Origin of the sequence: Arsukibacterium sp., from assembly GCF_033721375.1 — a bacterium.
Taxonomy (GTDB): domain Bacteria; phylum Pseudomonadota; class Gammaproteobacteria; order Enterobacterales; family Alteromonadaceae; genus Alishewanella.
The window spans coordinates 1-18,585 of the sequence record NZ_JAWWAP010000015.1; the positions used below are offsets into that span (position 1 = coordinate 1).

At 46.7% G+C, this 18,585-nt stretch carries 31 protein-coding genes and 1 pseudogene; all 32 read left to right on the forward strand.

Annotated features, from left to right (window positions below):
• A pseudogene (gene tuf, locus R3187_RS18325) lies at positions 1–238 on the forward strand (elongation factor Tu); the annotation flags it as partial.
• Between the two features lie 150 nt (positions 239–388).
• The gene (locus tag R3187_RS18330; RefSeq protein WP_318968513.1) at positions 389–2,128 is read left to right on the forward strand and encodes an acyl-CoA dehydrogenase family protein; all 1,740 of its coding nucleotides are present in this window, start codon (positions 389–391) and stop codon (positions 2,126–2,128) included.
• 62 nt (positions 2,129–2,190) lie between these two features.
• Positions 2,191–3,054, forward strand: coding sequence for a phospholipase A (locus R3187_RS18335; protein ID WP_318968514.1), 864 nt, complete (start codon positions 2,191–2,193; stop codon positions 3,052–3,054).
• A gap of 245 nt (positions 3,055–3,299) precedes the next feature.
• The gene (gene rpsJ / locus R3187_RS18340; protein ID WP_008899121.1) at positions 3,300–3,611 is read left to right on the forward strand and encodes a 30S ribosomal protein S10; all 312 of its coding nucleotides are present in this window, start codon (positions 3,300–3,302) and stop codon (positions 3,609–3,611) included.
• Positions 3,612–3,640: 29 nt separating this feature from the next.
• Positions 3,641–4,279 (forward strand): 50S ribosomal protein L3, encoded by a 639-nt coding sequence (gene rplC, locus R3187_RS18345; protein ID WP_318968515.1) that lies wholly within the window; start codon positions 3,641–3,643, stop codon positions 4,277–4,279.
• Between the two features lie 18 nt (positions 4,280–4,297).
• Positions 4,298–4,903: a 50S ribosomal protein L4 gene (gene rplD, locus R3187_RS18350; protein WP_046555265.1), complete on the forward strand. Its 606-nt coding sequence runs from the start codon at positions 4,298–4,300 to the stop codon at positions 4,901–4,903.
• The gene (gene rplW / locus R3187_RS18355) at positions 4,900–5,202 is read left to right on the forward strand and encodes a 50S ribosomal protein L23 (RefSeq protein WP_019677718.1); all 303 of its coding nucleotides are present in this window, start codon (positions 4,900–4,902) and stop codon (positions 5,200–5,202) included. The genes rplD and rplW overlap by 4 nt, the downstream gene beginning before the upstream one ends.
• A gap of 16 nt (positions 5,203–5,218) precedes the next feature.
• Positions 5,219–6,043, forward strand: a complete 825-nt coding sequence (gene rplB, locus R3187_RS18360) for a 50S ribosomal protein L2 (protein ID WP_217671419.1) — start codon at positions 5,219–5,221, stop codon at positions 6,041–6,043.
• Positions 6,044–6,059: 16 nt separating this feature from the next.
• Positions 6,060–6,338 (forward strand): 30S ribosomal protein S19, encoded by a 279-nt coding sequence (gene rpsS / locus R3187_RS18365; protein WP_019677720.1) that lies wholly within the window; start codon positions 6,060–6,062, stop codon positions 6,336–6,338.
• A gap of 10 nt (positions 6,339–6,348) precedes the next feature.
• Positions 6,349–6,681, forward strand: a complete 333-nt coding sequence (gene rplV, locus R3187_RS18370) for a 50S ribosomal protein L22 (protein ID WP_019677721.1) — start codon at positions 6,349–6,351, stop codon at positions 6,679–6,681.
• A gap of 9 nt (positions 6,682–6,690) precedes the next feature.
• Positions 6,691–7,404 carry a 30S ribosomal protein S3 gene (rpsC, locus tag R3187_RS18375; protein ID WP_019677722.1) on the forward strand — a complete coding sequence of 238 codons (714 nt, stop codon included), beginning with the start codon at positions 6,691–6,693 and terminating at the stop codon, positions 7,402–7,404.
• A 12-nt stretch (positions 7,405–7,416) separates the two neighbouring features.
• Positions 7,417–7,830: a 50S ribosomal protein L16 gene (rplP, locus tag R3187_RS18380; RefSeq protein WP_019677723.1), complete on the forward strand. Its 414-nt coding sequence runs from the start codon at positions 7,417–7,419 to the stop codon at positions 7,828–7,830.
• Positions 7,830–8,021: a 50S ribosomal protein L29 gene (gene rpmC / locus R3187_RS18385; RefSeq protein ID WP_019677724.1), complete on the forward strand. Its 192-nt coding sequence runs from the start codon at positions 7,830–7,832 to the stop codon at positions 8,019–8,021. The genes rplP and rpmC overlap by 1 nt, the downstream gene beginning before the upstream one ends.
• Positions 8,021–8,275, forward strand: coding sequence for a 30S ribosomal protein S17 (gene rpsQ / locus R3187_RS18390; RefSeq protein WP_213995041.1), 255 nt, complete (start codon positions 8,021–8,023; stop codon positions 8,273–8,275). Before rpmC ends, rpsQ begins: the two co-directional genes overlap by 1 nt.
• A gap of 168 nt (positions 8,276–8,443) precedes the next feature.
• The gene (gene rplN, locus R3187_RS18395) at positions 8,444–8,812 is read left to right on the forward strand and encodes a 50S ribosomal protein L14 (RefSeq protein WP_019677726.1); all 369 of its coding nucleotides are present in this window, start codon (positions 8,444–8,446) and stop codon (positions 8,810–8,812) included.
• A gap of 9 nt (positions 8,813–8,821) precedes the next feature.
• Positions 8,822–9,136 carry a 50S ribosomal protein L24 gene (gene rplX / locus R3187_RS18400; RefSeq protein ID WP_046559232.1) on the forward strand — a complete coding sequence of 105 codons (315 nt, stop codon included), beginning with the start codon at positions 8,822–8,824 and terminating at the stop codon, positions 9,134–9,136.
• A 19-nt stretch (positions 9,137–9,155) separates the two neighbouring features.
• Positions 9,156–9,695 carry a 50S ribosomal protein L5 gene (rplE, locus tag R3187_RS18405; RefSeq protein WP_213995040.1) on the forward strand — a complete coding sequence of 180 codons (540 nt, stop codon included), beginning with the start codon at positions 9,156–9,158 and terminating at the stop codon, positions 9,693–9,695.
• 11 nt (positions 9,696–9,706) lie between these two features.
• Entirely contained in the window at positions 9,707–10,012 is a 306-nt protein-coding gene (gene rpsN, locus R3187_RS18410; RefSeq protein ID WP_318968516.1) for a 30S ribosomal protein S14, read from the forward strand.
• A gap of 21 nt (positions 10,013–10,033) precedes the next feature.
• Positions 10,034–10,426 (forward strand): 30S ribosomal protein S8, encoded by a 393-nt coding sequence (rpsH, locus tag R3187_RS18415; protein WP_213995039.1) that lies wholly within the window; start codon positions 10,034–10,036, stop codon positions 10,424–10,426.
• Positions 10,427–10,441: 15 nt separating this feature from the next.
• The gene (rplF, locus tag R3187_RS18420) at positions 10,442–10,975 is read left to right on the forward strand and encodes a 50S ribosomal protein L6 (protein ID WP_318968517.1); all 534 of its coding nucleotides are present in this window, start codon (positions 10,442–10,444) and stop codon (positions 10,973–10,975) included.
• Positions 10,976–10,984: 9 nt separating this feature from the next.
• Positions 10,985–11,335: a 50S ribosomal protein L18 gene (gene rplR / locus R3187_RS18425; RefSeq protein ID WP_019677732.1), complete on the forward strand. Its 351-nt coding sequence runs from the start codon at positions 10,985–10,987 to the stop codon at positions 11,333–11,335.
• A 9-nt stretch (positions 11,336–11,344) separates the two neighbouring features.
• Positions 11,345–11,848: a 30S ribosomal protein S5 gene (gene rpsE / locus R3187_RS18430; protein WP_019677733.1), complete on the forward strand. Its 504-nt coding sequence runs from the start codon at positions 11,345–11,347 to the stop codon at positions 11,846–11,848.
• Between the two features lie 6 nt (positions 11,849–11,854).
• The gene (rpmD, locus tag R3187_RS18435) at positions 11,855–12,037 is read left to right on the forward strand and encodes a 50S ribosomal protein L30 (RefSeq protein ID WP_083923082.1); all 183 of its coding nucleotides are present in this window, start codon (positions 11,855–11,857) and stop codon (positions 12,035–12,037) included.
• 3 nt (positions 12,038–12,040) lie between these two features.
• A complete protein-coding gene (gene rplO, locus R3187_RS18440; protein WP_318968518.1) occupies positions 12,041–12,475 on the forward strand; it encodes a 50S ribosomal protein L15 in 435 nt (144 codons plus the stop codon).
• 15 nt (positions 12,476–12,490) lie between these two features.
• The gene (gene secY, locus R3187_RS18445; RefSeq protein ID WP_213995037.1) at positions 12,491–13,819 is read left to right on the forward strand and encodes a preprotein translocase subunit SecY; all 1,329 of its coding nucleotides are present in this window, start codon (positions 12,491–12,493) and stop codon (positions 13,817–13,819) included.
• Positions 13,820–13,841: 22 nt separating this feature from the next.
• A complete protein-coding gene (gene rpmJ, locus R3187_RS18450; RefSeq protein WP_008950799.1) occupies positions 13,842–13,955 on the forward strand; it encodes a 50S ribosomal protein L36 in 114 nt (37 codons plus the stop codon).
• Between the two features lie 128 nt (positions 13,956–14,083).
• Complete coding sequence (rpsM, locus tag R3187_RS18455; RefSeq protein ID WP_019677736.1) at positions 14,084–14,440, forward strand: 30S ribosomal protein S13; 357 nt, start codon at positions 14,084–14,086, stop codon at positions 14,438–14,440.
• Between the two features lie 14 nt (positions 14,441–14,454).
• Positions 14,455–14,844 carry a 30S ribosomal protein S11 gene (rpsK, locus tag R3187_RS18460; RefSeq protein WP_019677737.1) on the forward strand — a complete coding sequence of 130 codons (390 nt, stop codon included), beginning with the start codon at positions 14,455–14,457 and terminating at the stop codon, positions 14,842–14,844.
• Between the two features lie 33 nt (positions 14,845–14,877).
• Positions 14,878–15,498, forward strand: a complete 621-nt coding sequence (gene rpsD, locus R3187_RS18465; RefSeq protein ID WP_019677738.1) for a 30S ribosomal protein S4 — start codon at positions 14,878–14,880, stop codon at positions 15,496–15,498.
• A 23-nt stretch (positions 15,499–15,521) separates the two neighbouring features.
• Positions 15,522–16,511, forward strand: coding sequence for a DNA-directed RNA polymerase subunit alpha (locus R3187_RS18470; RefSeq protein WP_318968519.1), 990 nt, complete (start codon positions 15,522–15,524; stop codon positions 16,509–16,511).
• Between the two features lie 39 nt (positions 16,512–16,550).
• On the forward strand, positions 16,551–16,949 hold the full coding sequence (gene rplQ, locus R3187_RS18475) for a 50S ribosomal protein L17 (protein ID WP_213995036.1): 399 nt from the start codon (positions 16,551–16,553) through the stop codon (positions 16,947–16,949).
• Between the two features lie 105 nt (positions 16,950–17,054).
• Positions 17,055–18,338: a serine hydrolase gene (locus tag R3187_RS18480; RefSeq protein ID WP_318968520.1), complete on the forward strand. Its 1,284-nt coding sequence runs from the start codon at positions 17,055–17,057 to the stop codon at positions 18,336–18,338.
• The last annotated feature ends 247 nt before the right edge of the window (positions 18,339–18,585 follow it).

An 18,585-nucleotide genomic window follows, 5' to 3' on the forward strand; every position in this document is an offset into this window, starting at 1 on the left:
AGGTGGTCGTCATACTCCATTCTTCAAAGGTTACCGTCCACAGTTCTACTTCCGAACTACAGACGTAACGGGCGCGGTTGAGTTGCCAGAAGGCGTTGAGATGGTAATGCCAGGCGACAACCTGAAGTTTGTTGTTGAGCTAATTTGCCCAATCGCGATGGACGAAGGTTTGCGCTTCGCAATCCGTGAAGGCGGCCGTACTGTAGGTGCTGGTGTAGTATCTAAAATCATTGCTTAATTCTTAACTGAATTGCAGTAATGTAAAGAAGGCTCCCCTGTGGAGCCTTTTTTGTTGCCAAAATAAAATTCAAACGCACGTTTGAATGCCTTGTTTGAACCAGTGGGATATGCCATATTGTTAACTCATCCGTCCAGTGAGGAATTTGCAATGAGCAGCTATCAGGCCCCGATAAACGATATGACCTTTAACCTGTTTGATGTCTGGCAGTTAGATCAGTACTGGCAGGAAAATGGTAAGTTACAGGACTTAATAGAGGCGGATACGGCAAAAGCAATTCTGGAGGAAGCGGCTAAAATTTGTGAGCAGCAAATCGCGCCTTTTGCCGGCGATGCCGATAAGCGCGGCGCGCAGTTGGTTGATGGAAAGGTAAGCCTGCCAGCGCATTATCATACTGCCTATCAAAGCCTGATAGAGGGCGGCTGGAGCAGCTTAAGTGGCGATCCACAATACGGTGGCATGGGCATGCCAAAAGCCTTATCGATGATGGTGGACGAAATGCTTTGCAGCGCTGATATCGCGTTTTCACTGTATCCGGGTTTAACCGCCGGTGCCTGTGTCGCGTTATTGCAGCATGCCGATGACACCACAAAACAAACTTATCTGCCTAAACTCTACAGCGGCGAATGGTCGGGCACTATGTGTTTAACCGAATCGCATGCCGGCTCTGATCTGGGCATTATGCGGACAACTGCAAAACCCAATGCTGATGGCAGTTATGCGCTGAATGGTTCTAAAATTTTTATTACCGCCGGCGAGCATGACTTAACCGCTAATATTATTCATCTGGTTCTGGCAAAACTGCCTGATGCGCCGGCCGGAAGCAGAGGTATCTCGTTGTTTCTGGTGCCTAAATATTTGCTGGATGCCAATGGTGAGGCCGGCGCGCGCAACGGGGTTAGTGTCGGGTCTATCGAGCATAAGATGGGTATTAATGGTTCGGCGACCTGCGTGTTAAATTTCGATGATGCCAAAGGTTACTTAATCGGCGAGCCACACCGCGGCTTAAGTTGCATGTTTAGCATGATGAACTACGAAAGGTTATCGATGGGCAGCCAGGGGCTTGGCGCTGCAGAGCGGGCCTATCAGAATGCGCTTGCCTATGCTAAAGAACGGTTGCAGGGACGAGTCAGCGAGCAAGACGCTAACAAAGCCGAGCCGATTATTGGTCATCCTGACGTGCAGCGGATGTTGCTTAACATTAAAGCAATGAATGAAGCCGGCCGGACTTTTGCTACCTGGGTCGCTGCACTGCTGGATAAGGCAAAATATGATAATTGCAGTGTCTCCGGTCAGCGGGCGAATTTGCTGACACCTATTGCAAAAGCTTTTATGACCGATCAGGGTTTCGATGCCTGCGTTATTGCGCAACAGGTGTTTGGTGGCCATGGCTATGTCAAAGAGTGGGGCATGGAGCAGCTCGTTCGCGATGTCCGGATTGCCCAGATTTACGAAGGTACCAACGGCATTCAGGCCGCAGATTTTATGCTACGGAAGGTTGCAGCTGACAAGGGCGCAGTATTATTCAGCCTGCTGGACGACATTACTGCCGAGCTGACTGAAAAACCTCATGTTGAAGCTGCACCTCTGCTAACAGCAGTTACTGACTTGCAGTCGCTGACAAGCCGGCTGCTGCAACAGGAAAATACGATACTTGCTGGCGCTGCCTGTGATTTTCTGGCACTGGTCTCGTACATATTGTACGGCTTTATGTGGTATAAAAACCTGCAGGCACTGGATAACGGTAAACATAGTAGTCATTTTATTGGTGCTAAAAATCATACGGCTAAATGGTATTTCAGCCGGATACTCCCCCGGGCAACTGGTATTAGCGCAATATTAAACACTGACGCTGCAATGCTGTATAATCTGGCCCCTGAAGATTATTAAACAGTAATCCAGTTGCTATGCAAACAGCAGCAAGCTGAAAAAGCTCTGGTTTAAGGAATGTTATGAAGTTTTTACTAGCTTGCCTGTTGTTATGCAGCGCAATGCCATTATTTGCCGCAGATGCGTTAGATAAGCGGTTAAAAGCCGAGCAATGGGACAATTATGAGCCTTTTACATTACTGCCGCATAAAACCAACTTTCTGATGCCGGTCAGCTATGTTGATGGTATCGCCGATACGTTAAGCCGGGACGGCGTCAGCGCGCCTTCTGATAACCTTGAAGCAAAGTTTCAGTTGAGCCTGAAAACGCCCCTTTGGAGCAAAATATATAAAGATAACGGCTATCTGTTTTTTGCTTATACCCAGCAGGCTTACTGGCAAGCTTATAACTCAGAAGTATCATCACCATTTCGCGAAAATAACTACGAGCCTGAACTCATCCTGATGATTCCGCACTACCGGAACTATGAAGAGGCGGCGAGCCGGATCATCAGTTTAAGCCTCTCTCATCAGTCAAATGGCCGTGCCGGTGAACTATCACGCAGCTGGAACCGCTTAAAACTAAGCTGGGTGACGTCTATCGGCAATGTATTTATCAACTTTGAGCCCTGGTATCGTTTTGACGAATCGAGGAAAACGTCTGTGGACGATCCGGAAGGGGATGACAATCCTGACATCACAAAATATATGGGCTGGTTTGAATTATCAGCCGCCTATAAACAGGGCGATGCTACCTGGCGACTGATGTTGCGCAATAATTTACGCAGTAACAATAAAGGGGCAGTACGCCTGGCTTACTCACAGCCGCTAAACCGCCACATCCGGCTGTATGCAGAATTGTTTACCGGTTATGGCGAAAGCCTGATTGATTATGACCGCTCCGTTACCCGGATTGGTATCGGCTTTGAGCTGAATGATATTCTCTGAACGGCAAAATTAAGCGCAAATATTAAACAACACTTGCGTTAACGGCCTATTTGAGTATAATGCGCGGCCAGTCGATTTAATTCTGGCTGCAGCGGTTAACAGTACTGAACCTGATTCGGGCTGATTTAACCGTTCTACAATGCTCCCGATTGGGGAGCAACTGGTACATTGGTGCATAAGCATACCCGATTGGGGTTATGGCTTATGTTTATTTTTGCTCTTTTTGCTCTTTGAGGCTTTGATACATGAGTAATCAAAGGATACGCATCCGTCTGAAAGCGTTCGATCACCGCTTGATCGATCAGTCAACTATGGAAATCGTTGACACAGCTAAACGCACTGGCGCCCAGGTTCGTGGTCCAATTCCACTGCCTACCCGTCAGGAACGTTTTACTGTTCTGATTTCTCCTCACGTCAATAAAGATGCGCGTGACCAGTACGAAATCCGTACCCACAAGCGTTTAATCGACATCGTTGAACCAACTGAAAAAACAGTTGATGCGCTGATGCGTTTAGATCTGCCTGCTGGCGTTGACGTTCAAATCAGCCTGGGTTAATCAGACAGGTTTTTAGAGAGGTTTAGGAAATGGCTATCGGTCTAATCGGTCGTAAAGTGGGCATGACTCGCATCTTCACTGAAGATGGCGTATCAATCCCTGTAACCGTAATCGAAGCGACACCAAACCGCGTTACTGCTGTTAAAACGCAAGACGTTGAAGGCTATAGCGCGCTGCAAGTGACTGCTGGCACTGTTAAGGCTAACCGCCTGAACAAACCAGAAGCTGGTCACTTTGCGAAAGTGGGTGTTGATGCTGGTCGTGGTCTGTGGGAATTCCGCCTGCAAGACAACGAAGGCGCTGACATCCAGGTTGGCAGCGAGATTACTGTGGATATTTTCGCAGAAACAAAAAAAGTTGATGTGTCTGGCACATCAAAAGGTAAGGGCTTCCAAGGTGCTGTTAAGCGCTGGAATTTCCGTACCCAGGATGCTACTCACGGTAACTCTTTATCACACCGTGCCCCAGGTTCTATTGGTCAAAACCAATCACCTGGTAAAGTATTCAAAGGTAAAAAAATGGCTGGCCACATGGGTGCTGAGCGGGTAACCGTGCAATCGCTTGAAGTGGTTCGTGTAGACGCAGAGCGTAACATTCTGTTAGTAAAAGGCGCAGTGCCTGGTGCTATCGGCGGTGACGTGATCGTTAAACCAGCTGTTAAAAGCTAACGTCTGAGGAGATAAGTGATGGAATTAGCATTACGAGACGCTCAAGGCGCTCTTGAAGTTTCCGAAGCTACCTTTGGACGTGAGTTTAACGAAGCTCTGGTACACCAGGTAGTAGTTGCTTATGCAGCTGGCGCCCGTCAGGGTACCCGTGCACAGTTAACTCGTTCAGAAGTTCGCGGTGGCGGCAAGAAGCCATGGCGCCAGAAGGGTACAGGCCGTGCCCGTGCTGGTACAATCCGTAGCCCGATATGGCGCGGAGGCGGTGTGACATTTGCGGCTAAGCCACAAGATCACAGCCAGAAAGTAAACCGTAAAATGTATCGCGGTGCGATCATGAGCATTCTGTCTGAATTAGTTCGTCAGGAACGGTTAATCGTGGTTGAAAACTTCGCAGTGGACACCCCGAAAACCAAAGATTTATCTGCCAAATTAAAGGCAATGGATCTGAAAGACGTATTAATTGTGACTAACGAAGTAGATGAGAACCTGTTCTTATCTGCACGCAATCTGTACAAGGTTGACGTACGTGACGTACACGGTATCGACCCGGTCAGCTTAATCGCATTCGACAAAGTGTTAATGACTGCTGCTGCAGTTAAACAACTTGAGGAGCTGTTAGCATGATCCGTGAAGAACGTTTACTGAAAGTGATTCTGGCTCCGCACGTTTCTGAAAAAGCAACTAATGCGGCAGAGAACAACAACACTATCGTTTTCAAGGTATCTACTACCTCTACTAAAGCTGATATTAAAGCTGCTGTAGAAAAACTGTTTGAAACAGAAGTAGTAGGTGTTCGCACTGTTAATGTTAAGGGTAAGACCAAGCGCACTGGTGCGCGGATGGGCAAGCGTAGCGATTGGAAAAAAGCTTACGTTACTCTTAAAGAAGGCAGCGAAATCGATTTCGTTGGCGGCGCTGAGTAAGAAGAGGAGTTAGGAAATGGCACTTGTAAAGTGTAAACCTACGTCACCAGGTCGTCGCCACGTATTAAAAGTGGTTAACCCTGACCTGTACAAAGGCAAGCCTTATGCTCCTTTGTTAGAGAAGAACGTTAAAACTGGTGGTCGTAACAATAATGGTCGTATCACTACCCGTCATATCGGTGGTGGTCATAAGCAACATTATCGTGTTGTTGACTTTAAACGCACTAAAGACGGCATTCCGGCTAAAGTTGAACGGTTAGAATACGATCCAAATCGTACCGCTAACATCGCTTTAGTACTGTATGCAGACGGTGAGCGTCGTTACATTCTGGCCCCTAAAGGCCTGAAAGCTGGTGATTCAATCATTTCTGGTATGGACTCGCCTATTAAAGCGGGTAACACTTTGCCACTGCGGAATATCCCGGTAGGCCAGGTTGTACACAATATCGAAATGAAACCAGGTAAAGGCGGCCAGCTGGCTCGTTCAGCCGGTGCTTTCGTACAAATTCTGGCTCGGGACGGTGAGTATGTCACTCTGCGTCTGCGTAGCGGTGAAGTACGTAAAGTATTAGCAGATTGTCGCGCGACTATCGGTGAAATCGGTAATGCCGAGCACATGTTACGTCAATACGGTAAAGCTGGTGCTATGCGCTGGCGCGGCATTCGCCCAACCGTACGTGGTGTAGTAATGAACCCGGTTGACCACCCACACGGTGGTGGTGAAGGTAAGACTTCTGGTGGTCGTCACCCTGTTACTCCATGGGGCGTACCAACTAAAGGCTACAAAACTCGTTCAAACAAGCGTACTGATAAACTTATCGTACGTCGTCGTGATAAATAATTTGTGAGGAATTGCCATGCCACGTTCTCTCAAGAAAGGTCCATTTATTGACCTTCACTTGCTGAAGAAGGTAGAGAAAGCGTTGGAAAGCGGTGACAAGAAGCCTATAAAGACTTGGAGCCGTCGTTCAATGATCATACCTGATATGATCGGTTTGACCATCGCTGTCCATAATGGTCGTCAACATGTACCGGTGTTTGTCTCGGAAGAGATGGTTGGTCACAAGTTAGGTGAATTTGCACCTACTCGTACTTACCGTGGTCATGCAGCCGACAAAAAGGCCAAGAAGCGCTAAGGGGTAAATGATGCAAGCATTAGCTAAACACAAATTTGCCCGTTCTTCTGCACAGAAAACCCGTCTGGTCGCTGACCAGGTGCGTGGATTGTCAGTTGATAAGGCGCTGAACGTACTGACTTACAGCCCGAAGAAAGCTGCTGAGTTAGTTAAAAAGGTTCTTTTATCAGCCATTGCCAACGCTGAGCACAACGAAGGTGCGGATATTGATACGTTGAAAGTGAAGACCATCTTCATCGATGAAGGTCCTTCTATGAAACGGATTAAGCCACGCGCTAAAGGTCGTGCTGACCGTATTGTTAAGCGCACCAGCCACATCACTGTGGTTGTAGCTGATAACTAGGAGATAGAAATGGGACAGAAAGTACATCCTAATGGTATTCGCCTAGGTATCACTAAGCCATGGAGCTCAACCTGGTTCGCGAATACAAAAGATTTCCCGGATTTCTTAAACGGTGACTACAAAGTTCGTCAGTACCTGACGAAACAATTGAAAGCCGCTTCAGTAAGCCGGATTGATATTGAGCGTCCTGCGAAAAGCATCCGTGTGACTATTCACACTGCTCGTCCAGGCGTAATTATCGGTAAGAAAGGTGAAGACGTTGAGAAGATCCGCAAGCAAGTTGCCGCTATTGCCGGCGTACCTGCGCAGATCAATATCTCTGAAATCCGCAAGCCTGAATTAGATGCCAAATTAGTCGCTGACTCAATCAGCAGCCAGTTAGAGCGTCGTGTTATGTTCCGTCGTGCTATGAAGCGCGCAGTACAGAACGCAATGCGGATTGGCGCTAAAGGTATCAAGGTGCAGGTAAGTGGCCGTTTAGGCGGCGCTGAGATTGCCCGTGATGAATGGTATCGTGAAGGTCGTGTGCCGCTGCACACCCTGCGCGCTGACATTGATTACAACACCTCAGAAGCTTTAACTACTTACGGTATCATTGGTGTTAAGGTGTGGATTTTTAAAGGCGAGATCTTAGGAGCTCTGCCATTAAGCAGCAACACCAACAACGCTAACAATAACAACCAGCCTAAAGCGCCGAAAAAACCGGCACGTAAGGCTAAGTAGGGGTATTGAGCGATGTTGCAACCAAAACGTACAAAATTTCGTAAAGTGCACAAAGGTCGTAACCGTGGTTTAGCCCAGGTAGGCGATAAAGTATCTTTCGGTACTTATGCACTGAAATCATTAGAACGTGGTCAAATGACTTCACGTCAAATCGAATCTGCACGTCGTGCTATGACGCGGGCTGTTAAGCGTGTTGGTAAAATCTGGATCCGTGTGTTCCCAGACAAGCCAATTACTGCTAAGCCGCTGGAAGTACGGATGGGTAGTGGTAAAGGTTCTGTTGAGTACTGGGTATGTCAGATTAAACCTGGCAAAGTTCTGTACGAAATGGACGGTGTGTCTGAAGAGTTAGCGCGTCATGCATTTACGCTTGCTGCTGCTAAGCTTCCATTTAAGACAACCTTTGTAACGCGGACGGTAATGTGATGAAAGCCAGCGAATTAAAATCGAAAAGTGTAGAAGAGTTAAACGCTGAATTATTAGGTCTGTTACGTGAGCAATTCAATATGCGCATGCAAGCAGCTACTGGTCAGTTAGCTCAGACACATTTATTGAAGCAGGTGCGTCGTGATATCGCGCGCGTTAAGACTATCTTAACCGAGAAGGCAGGTGCGTAATGACTGAAGCGAATATCCGTACGCTGCAAGGTAAAGTGATCAGTAACAAGATGGACAAGTCTATCACTGTTGCTATCGAACGTTCTGTGAAGCACCCTATTTACGGGAAATTCATCAAACGTACTACCAAACTGCACGTACATGACGAAACCAATCAGTGTAAAGAAGGCGATGTTGTCACAATCCGTGAATGTCGTCCTTTGTCCAAGACTAAGTCCTGGACCCTGGTAGCGGTAGTTGAATCAGCGACTTAATTTTTAAGTCACTGCAAGAAACGGCCCCGTGGGGCCGTTTTTTATTATTAAACTATCCATTTGGTAAAAGTGCTGTTATAATCACGCGCCCTTCTATCTGGGGGGGTATTTATTATCGTAAGCAGCGTAGTCCGAGAGGGCTATATAGTAGAATAGCGGAGCACTAAGATGATCCAGATGCAATCTATGCTGGAAGTCGCAGACAACAGCGGCGCGCGCAGCGTAATGTGTATTAAGGTCTTAGGTGGTTCGCATCGCCGTTATGCCGCAATTGGTGACGTCATTAAAATTACTGTTAAGGAAGCAATTCCGCGCGGTAAGGTTAAAAAAGGTGACGTTCTGAATGCAGTGGTGGTGCGTACACGCAAAGGCGTACGTCGTCAGGACGGGTCATTAATCCGTTTTGATCGCAATGCAGCAGTGTTATTAAACACCAAGCTGGAACCGATCGGCACACGTATTTTCGGCCCTGTAACACGTGAACTTCGTGGCGATAAGTTTATGAAGATCGTGTCACTGGCACCAGAAGTACTGTAAGGAGTCACAATGGCTAGTAAAATCCGTCGTGATGATGAGGTGGTTGTTCTTACTGGTAAGGACAAGGGCAAACGCGGCAAAGTGACGAAAGTATTACTTTCTGAAGACCGTGTTTATATCTCTGGCGTTAACCTGGTTAAAAAGCATCAGAAACCTGTTCCTGCGCTTAATACCCCGGGTGGTATCGTTGAGAAAGAAGCCTCTATTCATGTTTCAAATGTAGCGATTTTCAACCCTAAAACGGGTAAAGCTGATCGCGTAGGTTTCCGTTTTGAAGATGGCAAGAAAGTTCGCTTCTTCAAATCGAATAATGAAGTAATCTAATTGCTATTGGAGTAATACGATGGCGAAACTGCATGAAATTTATAAAGACACCGTAGTCCCAGAACTGTTTAAACAGTTTGGCTACACCAGCGTCATGCAAGTCCCTCGGATTGTTAAAATCACGCTCAATATGGGTGTGGGTGAAGCAGTTGCAGATAAAAAGATCCTTGATAATGCCGTAGCAGATTTAACTGCTATTGCCGGCCAAAAGCCACTTATCACCAAGGCTCGTAAATCTGTAGCTGGTTTCAAAATCCGTGAAGGCTACCCTATTGGCGCGAAAGTGACCCTGCGCGGCGAGCGTATGTGGGATTTTTTAGAGCGTTTAGTCTCTATTGCTATCCCGCGTATTCGTGACTTCCGCGGTGTAAACCCGAAGTCATTTGATGGCCGTGGTAACTACAGCATGGGTGTACGTGAGCAAATCATATTCCCGGAAATCGAATACGATAAAGTAGATGCAGTACGTGGTTTAGATATCACTATTACAACTACCGCGCGTAGCGATGACGAAGGACGTGCTTTACTTGCCGCGTTTAACTTCCCGTTCAAGAAATAAGGTGTAGGGTCATGGCAAAACAATCAATGAAAGCTCGCGAAGTAAAGCGTGCACAACTGGTAGCCAAATACGCTGAAAAGCGTCATGAGCTGAAAGACCTGATTGCGAATCCAGCAACTTCTGATGAAGATCGTTGGGCAGCAGTTCTGAAGCTACAGACGTTGCCGCGTGATTCCAGCCCTTCTCGTCAACGTAACCGTTGTCGTGTAACAGGTCGTCCACATGGTTATCTGCGTAAGTTCGGAATGAGCCGTATCAAGGTTCGTGAAGCAGCTATGCGCGGTGAAATTCCTGGCCTTCGTAAGGCTAGCTGGTAAGAATCACGGGAGTAACGAGCTATGAGCATGCAAGATCCAGTAGCGGATATGTTTACTCGCATCCGCAACGGCCAAGCTGCCAACAAAGTTGCGGTTAAAATGCCATCTTCTAAGTTGAAGGTGTCAATCGCGAAAGTATTAAAAGACGAAGGTTACATCGGCGATTTCGCTGTGTCTGGTGATGTTAAACCAGAGCTGGAAGTTACGTTAAAGTACTTCCAGGGCAAATCAGTTATTGAGACTATCGATCGTGTTAGTCGTCCAGGTCTGCGAATCTATAAGAAGAGCGGCGAATTACCTAAGGTAATGGGCGGTTTAGGTGTGGCCATTGTGTCAACATCTAAAGGACTAATGACTGACCGCGCCGCGCGCAAGGTTGGTATCGGTGGCGAAATCATCGGCTACGTAGCGTAACGGAGGTAGTAATCTATGTCTCGTGTTGCTAAGGCCCCAGTCACCATCCCAACCGGCGTTACTTTAACGCAAAACGGTCAGGTTGTGACGCTGAAGGGCAAAAACGGCGAGTTAACAGTTAATGTTAACCCTGCGGTTGAAATCGTTGTCGAGGGTAACGTTTTACGTACCAATCCACGCGACGGTTTCGAAAATGCAAACGCACAAGCGGGTACTGCCCGTGCATTGATCAATAACCTGGTAACAGGTGTTAGTGAAGGTTTCGCTCAGAAGCTGGAGCTAGTTGGTGTTGGTTACCGTGCAAAAGCTGAAGGTAAGGTATTAAACCTGAGCTTAGGCTTTTCTCACCCAGTGGTGTTTCAGGTGCCAGAAGGTATCACTATTGAAACCCCTACCCAGACGGAAGTCTTGGTAAAAGGTGCTGACAAACAATTAGTTGGTCAAGTTGCTGCAAACATCCGGGCATACCGTAAACCAGAGCCTTATAAAGGCAAAGGTGTTCGTTATGCGAATGAAAACGTGCGTCGTAAAGAAGCGAAGAAAAAGTAGGGTAAGACGATGGATAAGAAACTTGCTCGTCTGCGCCGTGCCAAACGCACTCGCAGAAACATTATCGAACAAGGTGCGAATCGCCTGGTTGTACACCGTACACCACGTCACATCTACGCCCAGCTTATCGCACCAAATGCTGAAGTGATCGTTGCTGCTTCTACTGCAGAAGCAACTATTCGTGAATCATTGAAGTACACAGGTAACGTAGATGCTGCAAAGGCTGTAGGTAAAGCGATTGCCGAACGCGCAGTAGCCAAAGGCGTTACTGCTTGTGCTTTTGACCGCAGTGGCTTCCAGTATCATGGTCGCGTGCAGGCGTTAGCAGACGCAGCACGTGAAGCCGGTCTTCAGTTCTAGGAGTAGCTCATGGCTAACGAAGAAGCTAAACAACAATCTGATTTACAAGAGAAGCTTGTTGCAGTTAACCGCGTGTCAAAAGTAGTTAAAGGTGGTCGTATATTCTCCTTTACTGCATTGACTGTAGTCGGTGACGGCAACGGCCGCGTTGGTTTCGGTTATGGTAAAGCACGTGAAGTACCCGCTGCTATTCAAAAAGCAATGGAAAAAGCACGTCGCAACATGACCCAGGTTGAGTTAAATGGTCACACTTTGCACCACCCAACCCGTGGTGTGCACTCAGGCTCTAATGTATTTATGAAGCCTGCATCAGAAGGTACTGGTTTGATCGCTGGCGGCGCAATGCGCGCTGTGTTAGAAGTAGCGGGCATCCAGAACATTCTGTCTAAGTGTTACGGCTCAACTAACCCAATTAACGTAGTTCGCGCTACCATCAATGCCCTGGCTTCAGTGAAGTCACCGGCACAAGTGGCAGCTAAACGCGGTTTACGCGTTGATGACATTTTGGGGTAATTTGCCATGGCGAAGAAGACAATTAAAGTAACCCAGACTAAATCGAGCATCGGTCGTTTACCGAAGCATCGTGCAACGTTAACGGGTTTAGGTTTGCGCCGTATTAATCACACTGTTGAAGTTGAAGACACACCTTCAGTTCGCGGTATGATCAATGCTGTGTATTACATGGTTAAAGTGGAGGAGTAAACGATGCTGTTAAATACACTTTCTCCCGCACCAGGTGCAAAGAAAGATAAAAAACGCGTAGGCCGTGGTATCGGTTCTGGTTTAGGTAAAACTGCAGGTCGCGGTCACAAAGGTCTGAAGTCACGTTCAGGCGGTAAAGTGCGTCCTGGTTTTGAAGGCGGTCAGATGCCATTGAAACAACGTTTACCTAAGTTCGGTTTCACTTCACAGAAATCTCTGGTTTCTGCTGAAGTCCGGTTACACGAGCTGGCTGTAGTTAATGGTGACGTAGTTGATTTAGCAACCTTAATGGAAGCTAACATCATCTCCCGCACTGTTAAGTTCGCTAAAGTTGTGCTGTCTGGCGAGATCACTCGTCCGGTAACCGTAAAAGGTTTAGGCGTAACGAAGGGCGCGCGCGCAGCCATCGAAGCCGCCGGCGGTAAAGTCGAAGAATAATAAGGATAGTACGCTATGGCTAAACCAGGTTCGGACTCAAGAGGTGCAAAAGGCGGATTCAGCGAGCTGAAATCCCGTCTGCTATTTGTACTTTTGGCCATAATCGTTTTTCGGTTAGGCTCCTTTGTGCCAATTCCTGGAATTGACGCCAACGTGCTGGCTCAGTTATTCGAGCAACAAAAAGGCACCATCGTTGAAATGTTTAACATGTTCAGCGGTGGTGCACTTGAACGGGCTTCTGTTTTTGCGCTGGGTATTATGCCCTATATATCTGCTTCGATTATTGTTCAGCTGTTGACCGTGATGCATCCGCATCTGGCCGAGCTGAAAAAAGAAGGCGAAGCAGGTAAGCGTAAAATTAATCAGTATACCCGTTACGGTACCTTAGGTTTAGCAATACTGCAGTCTATTGGGATAGCCACCGGCTTACCTAATATGATGCCGGGGTTAGTTCTTAATCCGGGCTTTGCGTTTTACTTTACTGCAATCATCAGTTTGGTTACCGGCACCATGTTCTTAATGTGGTTAGGTGAGCAAATTACTGAGCGTGGTATTGGTAATGGTATTTCGCTGCTTATTTTCACCGGTATTGTTGCTGGCTTCCCGTCTGCCATTGGCCAGACGATTGAGATGGCACGTCAGGGCGATTTGCACTTTTTACTATTAGTTGCTATCGGCGTAATTGTTATTGCGATTACCTGGTTTGTGGTGTTCTTTGAACGCGGCCAGCGTCGTATTGTGGTTAACTACGCTAAGCGTCAGCAGGGCCGTCAGGTTTTTGCCGCGCAAAGCAGTCATTTACCGTTAAAGGTAAATATGGCCGGGGTTATTCCACCAATTTTCGCTTCCAGCATTATTCTGTTTCCAGGCACTATTGCCAGTTGGTTTGGTACAGGCGAAGGTATGGTTGCTAACTTCCTGCAGGAAGTGTCGCTAGCTTTATCTCCGGGACAACCGCTGTATATGATGTTATACTCGGCGGCTATTATTTTCTTCTGTTTCTTTTATACTGCGTTGGTGTTTAACCCGCGTGATACAGCAGACAACCTGAAGAAATCCGGTGCTTTTATCCCTGGGATCCGTCCTGGTGAGCAGACATCAAAATATATAGATAAAGTGATGACCCGGTTAACCTTAGCAGGTGCTTTGTATATTACTTTTATCTGTTTGGTTCCCGAGTTCATGATGGTTGCATGGAATGTGCAATTTTACTTCGGCGGTACATCATTACTGATTATCGTGGTGGTTATTATGGACTTTATGGCACAGGTACAGACCCATCTGATGTCGCATCAGTATGATTCTGTCCTTAAAAAGGCAAATCTTAAAGGTTATAGCCGTTAAGATATATTTGCGGAGTTAAGTTATGAAAGTACGAGCTTCCGTTAAGAAGATCTGCCGCAACTGTAAAGTTATCAAGCGCAACAATGTTGTGCGGGTAATTTGCAGTGAACCTAAGCACAAACAGCGCCAGGGTTAAGGTAGAAAGCAGTTTATCGGGCTGAACATTGAGTTCGGCCCGTTAATTGTTTGCAATATGAGCGCCATTTGAGTATCCTTACGGGCTTTTCAAATTGGCACCTTTTAATTTTTTATAGGAGAACGTTAGTGGCCCGTATCGCTGGCATTAACATCCCCGATAATAAACATGCAGTTATCTCTTTAACTTATGTTTATGGTATCGGTAAAACCCGCGCTAAATCAATTTTAGCTGCTGTGGGTATCGAAGAAAGTATGAAAATTGCTGCATTATCTGATGCGCAGTTAGATACGCTTCGTGACGAAGTTGCTAAGTACACCGTTGAAGGTGACTTACGCCGTGAAGTGACATTAAACATTAAACGTTTAATGGATCTTGGTTGTTACCGTGGCTTACGCCACCGTCGTAGTCTGCCAGTTCGTGGTCAGAGAACTAAGACCAATGCGCGCACCCGTAAAGGTCCACGCAAAGCGATTAAGAAATAGGACGGGGTAATAACATGGCAAAAGCACCAGTTCGTACTCGTAAACGGGTAAAAAAGCAAGTTTCTGATGGTATGGCTCATATCCATGCCTCTTTCAACAATACCATCGTTACGATCACCGATCGTCAGGGTAACGCTCTTTGCTGGGCAACTTCTGGCGGTTCAGGTTTCCGTGGCTCACGTAAGTCAACGCCGTTCGCTGCTCAGGTAGCTGCTGAACGTGCTGGTACTGCCGCGTTAGAATATGGTCTTAAGAACCTTGAAGTGTTTGTAAATGGTCCTGGCCCAGGCCGCGAATCAGCGATTCGTGCACTGAACGCCGCTGGATACCGCATTACAAATATCACCGACGTGACGCCTATCCCGCATAACGGATGCCGTCCCCCTAAAAAACGTCGCGTGTAATTACAGCGCTTCACGGATTATTGGAGAAAGAAGATGGCAAGATATTTGGGTCCTAAGCTCAAACTTAGTCGTCGCGAAGGTACAGACCTGTTCCTGAAAAGCGGCGTAAGAGCAATTGATTCAAAGTGTAACTTAACAACTGCTCCTGGTCAGCACGGCGCACGTCGCGGTCGCTTATCAGACTACGGTTTACAGTTACGCGAGAAGCAAAAAGTGCGTCGTATGTACGGCGTGTTAGAGAAGCAGTTCCGTAATTACTACAAAGAAGCTGCTCGTTTGAAAGGTAATACCGGTGAAAACCTGTTAGCGTTGTTAGAGTCTCGTCTGGACAACGTGGTATACCGTATGGGATTGGCCAGTACTCGTGCTGAAGCACGTCAGCTGGTAAGCCACAAAGCTATTTTACTAAATGGCAAAGTGCTTAACATCCCATCGTACACTGTATTACCTGAACAAGTGATCTCTGTGCGCGAGAAAGCCAAGAAGCAAGCACGTATCAGTGCAGCTCTTGAAGTAGCAGCGCAACGTGAGAAGCCAACTTGGATAGAAGTTGACAACACGAAGCTGGAAGGCGTTTTCAAACGTCTGCCTGAGCGTTCTGACTTGTCTGCGGACATCAACGAACAGTTAATCGTCGAGCTTTACTCTAAGTAAAGCTAATTGTTAAGAGAGGATATATGCAGGGTTCTGTCACCGAATTCCTTAAGCCGAGATTAGTTGGTATCGAAAGGATCAACCCAACTCGTGCCAAAGTTACTTTGGAACCACTTGAGCGCGGTTTCGGGCATACCTTGGGCAACGCGTTACGTCGTATTCTGTTATCGTCAATGCCTGGTTGTGCAGTGACCGAAGTAGAAATCGACGGCGTTCTCCATGAGTACAGTGCTAAAGAGGGCGTACAGGAAGATATTATTGATATCTTACTGAACCTCAAAGGCCTTGCCGTTCGCCTGGAAGACAAAGATGAAGTCACGCTGACTTTAACGAAGAAAGGTGCCGGCCCTGTAACTGCTGGAGACATCCAGCGTGGCGACGGTGTGGTTATTGTTAACCCTGAGCACGTTATTTGTAATCTGACCGGTGAAACTGAATTCAGTATGCGCCTGAAGATTGAGCGTGGACGTGGTTATGTGCCTGCATCAGCTCGTTTGTCCTCTGACGATGACGAACGTCCGATAGGTCGTCTGTTATTAGACGCGTCATTCAGCCCGGTTGAGCGTATTGCTTATACCGTTGAATCGGCTCGTGTAGAGCAACGTACTGATCTGGATAAGCTGATCATCGATATGGAAACCAATGGCACTGTAGAGCCAGAGGAAGCCATTCGTCGTGCAGCAACAATTATGGCTGAACAGCTGGAATTCTTTGTTGAACTGCGCGATAAGAGTGAGCCTGAAAAACGTGAAGAGAAGCCGGAGTTTGATCCGATTCTGTTACGTCCGGTTGATGATTTAGAATTAACAGTTCGTTCTGCTAACTGCTTGAAGGCAGAGCAGATTCAGTATATCGGTGATCTGGTACAACGTACCGAGGTTGAGTTGCTGAAAACGCCTAATCTTGGTAAGAAGTCACTTACCGAAATCAAAGACGTGTTGGCGTCGCGCGGGTTATCTCTGGGCATGCGCCTGGAAAACTGGCCGCCAGCTAGTTTGGTAAATAAAGACTAACCAGACACCAGTTCCTGGTTTAGTGAGAAGGAATAGATCATGCGCCATCGCAAGAGTGGTCGTCAATTAAATCGGAATAGCAGCCACCGTACTGCAATGTTCCGCAACATGGCAAGCTCGTTGGTGAAGCACGAAATCATCAAAACGACTTTGCCAAAAGCTAAAGAGTTACGTCGTGTGATCGAGCCATTGATCACGCTGGCAAAAAATGACAGCGTTGCAAACCGCCGTTTAGCTTTTGCCCGTACTCGTGATAAAGAAGTTGTTGGTCTGTTGTTCAACGTTTTAGGTCCGCGTTACAACGCGCGTCCAGGTGGTTACACTCGTATTATGAAGTGTGGCTTCCGTACCGGTGACAATGCGCCAATGTGCTATATCGAGTTAGTTGACCGTCCAGAAGTGGACACTCTGCCAGTTGAAGAAACTGCTGCTGAGTAAGCTAATCTCTAATTAAAAAACCGGGCTTTTGCCCGGTTTTTTTATGTTTGTTATTCGGTAAAAATATGACTAAGCTGGAACACTCCGTCTTACAGGTTAAGATCTATGCATATAGTCATTAAGTTTCTTTTAACTGCTTTGTTGATTATACCGCTGTATTGTCCGGTACAGGCGTCGGGGTGCGCTGATCTGCCTATTGCTACTTGTCATAACCTTGAGCCCTTACTAGAAAAATCATTATCAGAGTACGGCGTACTGCAGCAGGTGCTGAAAAAGTCAGACGTGTATAAAATACAAATTATTTATACCCAGATAGATCGCATCAGTGATAATAAAGTTGATTTTACTCATTATCAGTACGGGCTGGATGAATCGCGTTATTTTTATCCGGCCAGTACCGTAAAACTACCGGTATCGTTGCTGGCATTGCAATGGCTAAACCAGCAGCAACAGCCCGGCTTAAGCATGAATACCGTTATGCTGACTGATAGTAGCAGGCCTGCCCAGACAGAAGCGCTGACAGATGACACAGCTGAAAAAAAATTACCAAGCATTGCCCACTATATAAAGAAGATTCTGCTGGTCAGTGATAACGACGCTTACAACAGGTTGTATGAGTTATTAGGTCAGGAATATATTAATAAGCAATTAAAAGAAAAAGCGCTGTCAAATACCGTTATTAATCACCGTTTAAGTATGCCTTTGCCAGAACCGGAGCAGCGTCATTACAATCCGGTGCGCTTTATTGATAATAAAAACCAGTTGTTATTATCAGTACCAGCCCGCAGTAATCAGCAACGCTATATTAATGATCCGGTGCCATTGCTGGGTAAAGCATATATTTCAGCCGGTGAACGGGTAGCCAGGCCAATGGACTTCAGTGAGAAAAACCGCTTTTCTATCGTTGATTTTAGCGGTGTTATAAAACGTATTTTCTTCCCGTCCGCTTTTATCTCAGAACATCAATTTCAGATTAGTGAGCAGCAGCGTCAATTTGTCATCCGATACATGGGGCTTGCGCCGTCGGCCAGTCGCTATCCCTCATATGATATAAATCAGTACCCTGACAATTACGCCAAGTTCCTGCTTGTTGGCGGTGAGGCACAGCTGATACCAGAACATCTTAGAATTTTTAATAAAACCGGTTGGGCATATGGTCATGCTATCGATGGTGCCTATATTGTCGATATGAAGAATAATATCGAGTTCCTGCTGGTCGCGGTAATTTACGCCAACGAAAATGACACCCTCAATGATGATAACTATCAACTTGAGGAAATCGCTAAGCCATTTATGCGACAACTGGGTGAACTGATCTATCAACATGAATTGCAGCGTCCCCGTGAAGTGATACCTGATCTTTCACACTTTGGAAATTTCACCGAGTAACTGCATGAATTCCAGACAATTTGCAGGTAATTCCTACTGATCGAACAAAAAACACCCGGTCAGTCATCATTTTGTAAAAAAGATCTTGATCCTGTTTGCCGGATCTCTATAATGCGCATCCACAGACGGGGCAGCGGTAACGCAGCAAACGACTGAGAAAGACTTCTGAGAATGGCGCAAGCGGTTCTCGCTTCAAACGAGTTTGAAGCACGCTCTTTAACAATTAGCAATCAATTATCTGTGTGGG

Coding starts and splice junctions, on each gene's coding strand:
- R3187_RS18330 (WP_318968513.1), top strand. CDS start 389: ATGAGCAGCTATCAGGCCCCGATAAACGATATGACCTTTAACCTGTTT.
- R3187_RS18335 (WP_318968514.1), top strand. CDS start 2,191: ATGAAGTTTTTACTAGCTTGCCTGTTGTTATGCAGCGCAATGCCATTA.
- rpsJ (WP_008899121.1), top strand. CDS start 3,300: ATGAGTAATCAAAGGATACGCATCCGTCTGAAAGCGTTCGATCACCGC.
- rplC (WP_318968515.1), top strand. CDS start 3,641: ATGGCTATCGGTCTAATCGGTCGTAAAGTGGGCATGACTCGCATCTTC.
- rplD (WP_046555265.1), top strand. CDS start 4,298: ATGGAATTAGCATTACGAGACGCTCAAGGCGCTCTTGAAGTTTCCGAA.
- rplW (WP_019677718.1), top strand. CDS start 4,900: ATGATCCGTGAAGAACGTTTACTGAAAGTGATTCTGGCTCCGCACGTT.
- rplB (WP_217671419.1), top strand. CDS start 5,219: ATGGCACTTGTAAAGTGTAAACCTACGTCACCAGGTCGTCGCCACGTA.
- rpsS (WP_019677720.1), top strand. CDS start 6,060: ATGCCACGTTCTCTCAAGAAAGGTCCATTTATTGACCTTCACTTGCTG.
- rplV (WP_019677721.1), top strand. CDS start 6,349: ATGCAAGCATTAGCTAAACACAAATTTGCCCGTTCTTCTGCACAGAAA.
- rpsC (WP_019677722.1), top strand. CDS start 6,691: ATGGGACAGAAAGTACATCCTAATGGTATTCGCCTAGGTATCACTAAG.
- rplP (WP_019677723.1), top strand. CDS start 7,417: ATGTTGCAACCAAAACGTACAAAATTTCGTAAAGTGCACAAAGGTCGT.
- rpmC (WP_019677724.1), top strand. CDS start 7,830: ATGAAAGCCAGCGAATTAAAATCGAAAAGTGTAGAAGAGTTAAACGCT.
- rpsQ (WP_213995041.1), top strand. CDS start 8,021: ATGACTGAAGCGAATATCCGTACGCTGCAAGGTAAAGTGATCAGTAAC.
- rplN (WP_019677726.1), top strand. CDS start 8,444: ATGATCCAGATGCAATCTATGCTGGAAGTCGCAGACAACAGCGGCGCG.
- rplX (WP_046559232.1), top strand. CDS start 8,822: ATGGCTAGTAAAATCCGTCGTGATGATGAGGTGGTTGTTCTTACTGGT.
- rplE (WP_213995040.1), top strand. CDS start 9,156: ATGGCGAAACTGCATGAAATTTATAAAGACACCGTAGTCCCAGAACTG.
- rpsN (WP_318968516.1), top strand. CDS start 9,707: ATGGCAAAACAATCAATGAAAGCTCGCGAAGTAAAGCGTGCACAACTG.
- rpsH (WP_213995039.1), top strand. CDS start 10,034: ATGAGCATGCAAGATCCAGTAGCGGATATGTTTACTCGCATCCGCAAC.
- rplF (WP_318968517.1), top strand. CDS start 10,442: ATGTCTCGTGTTGCTAAGGCCCCAGTCACCATCCCAACCGGCGTTACT.
- rplR (WP_019677732.1), top strand. CDS start 10,985: ATGGATAAGAAACTTGCTCGTCTGCGCCGTGCCAAACGCACTCGCAGA.
- rpsE (WP_019677733.1), top strand. CDS start 11,345: ATGGCTAACGAAGAAGCTAAACAACAATCTGATTTACAAGAGAAGCTT.
- rpmD (WP_083923082.1), top strand. CDS start 11,855: ATGGCGAAGAAGACAATTAAAGTAACCCAGACTAAATCGAGCATCGGT.
- rplO (WP_318968518.1), top strand. CDS start 12,041: ATGCTGTTAAATACACTTTCTCCCGCACCAGGTGCAAAGAAAGATAAA.
- secY (WP_213995037.1), top strand. CDS start 12,491: ATGGCTAAACCAGGTTCGGACTCAAGAGGTGCAAAAGGCGGATTCAGC.
- rpmJ (WP_008950799.1), top strand. CDS start 13,842: ATGAAAGTACGAGCTTCCGTTAAGAAGATCTGCCGCAACTGTAAAGTT.
- rpsK (WP_019677737.1), top strand. CDS start 14,455: ATGGCAAAAGCACCAGTTCGTACTCGTAAACGGGTAAAAAAGCAAGTT.
- rpsD (WP_019677738.1), top strand. CDS start 14,878: ATGGCAAGATATTTGGGTCCTAAGCTCAAACTTAGTCGTCGCGAAGGT.
- R3187_RS18470 (WP_318968519.1), top strand. CDS start 15,522: ATGCAGGGTTCTGTCACCGAATTCCTTAAGCCGAGATTAGTTGGTATC.
- rplQ (WP_213995036.1), top strand. CDS start 16,551: ATGCGCCATCGCAAGAGTGGTCGTCAATTAAATCGGAATAGCAGCCAC.
- R3187_RS18480 (WP_318968520.1), top strand. CDS start 17,055: ATGCATATAGTCATTAAGTTTCTTTTAACTGCTTTGTTGATTATACCG.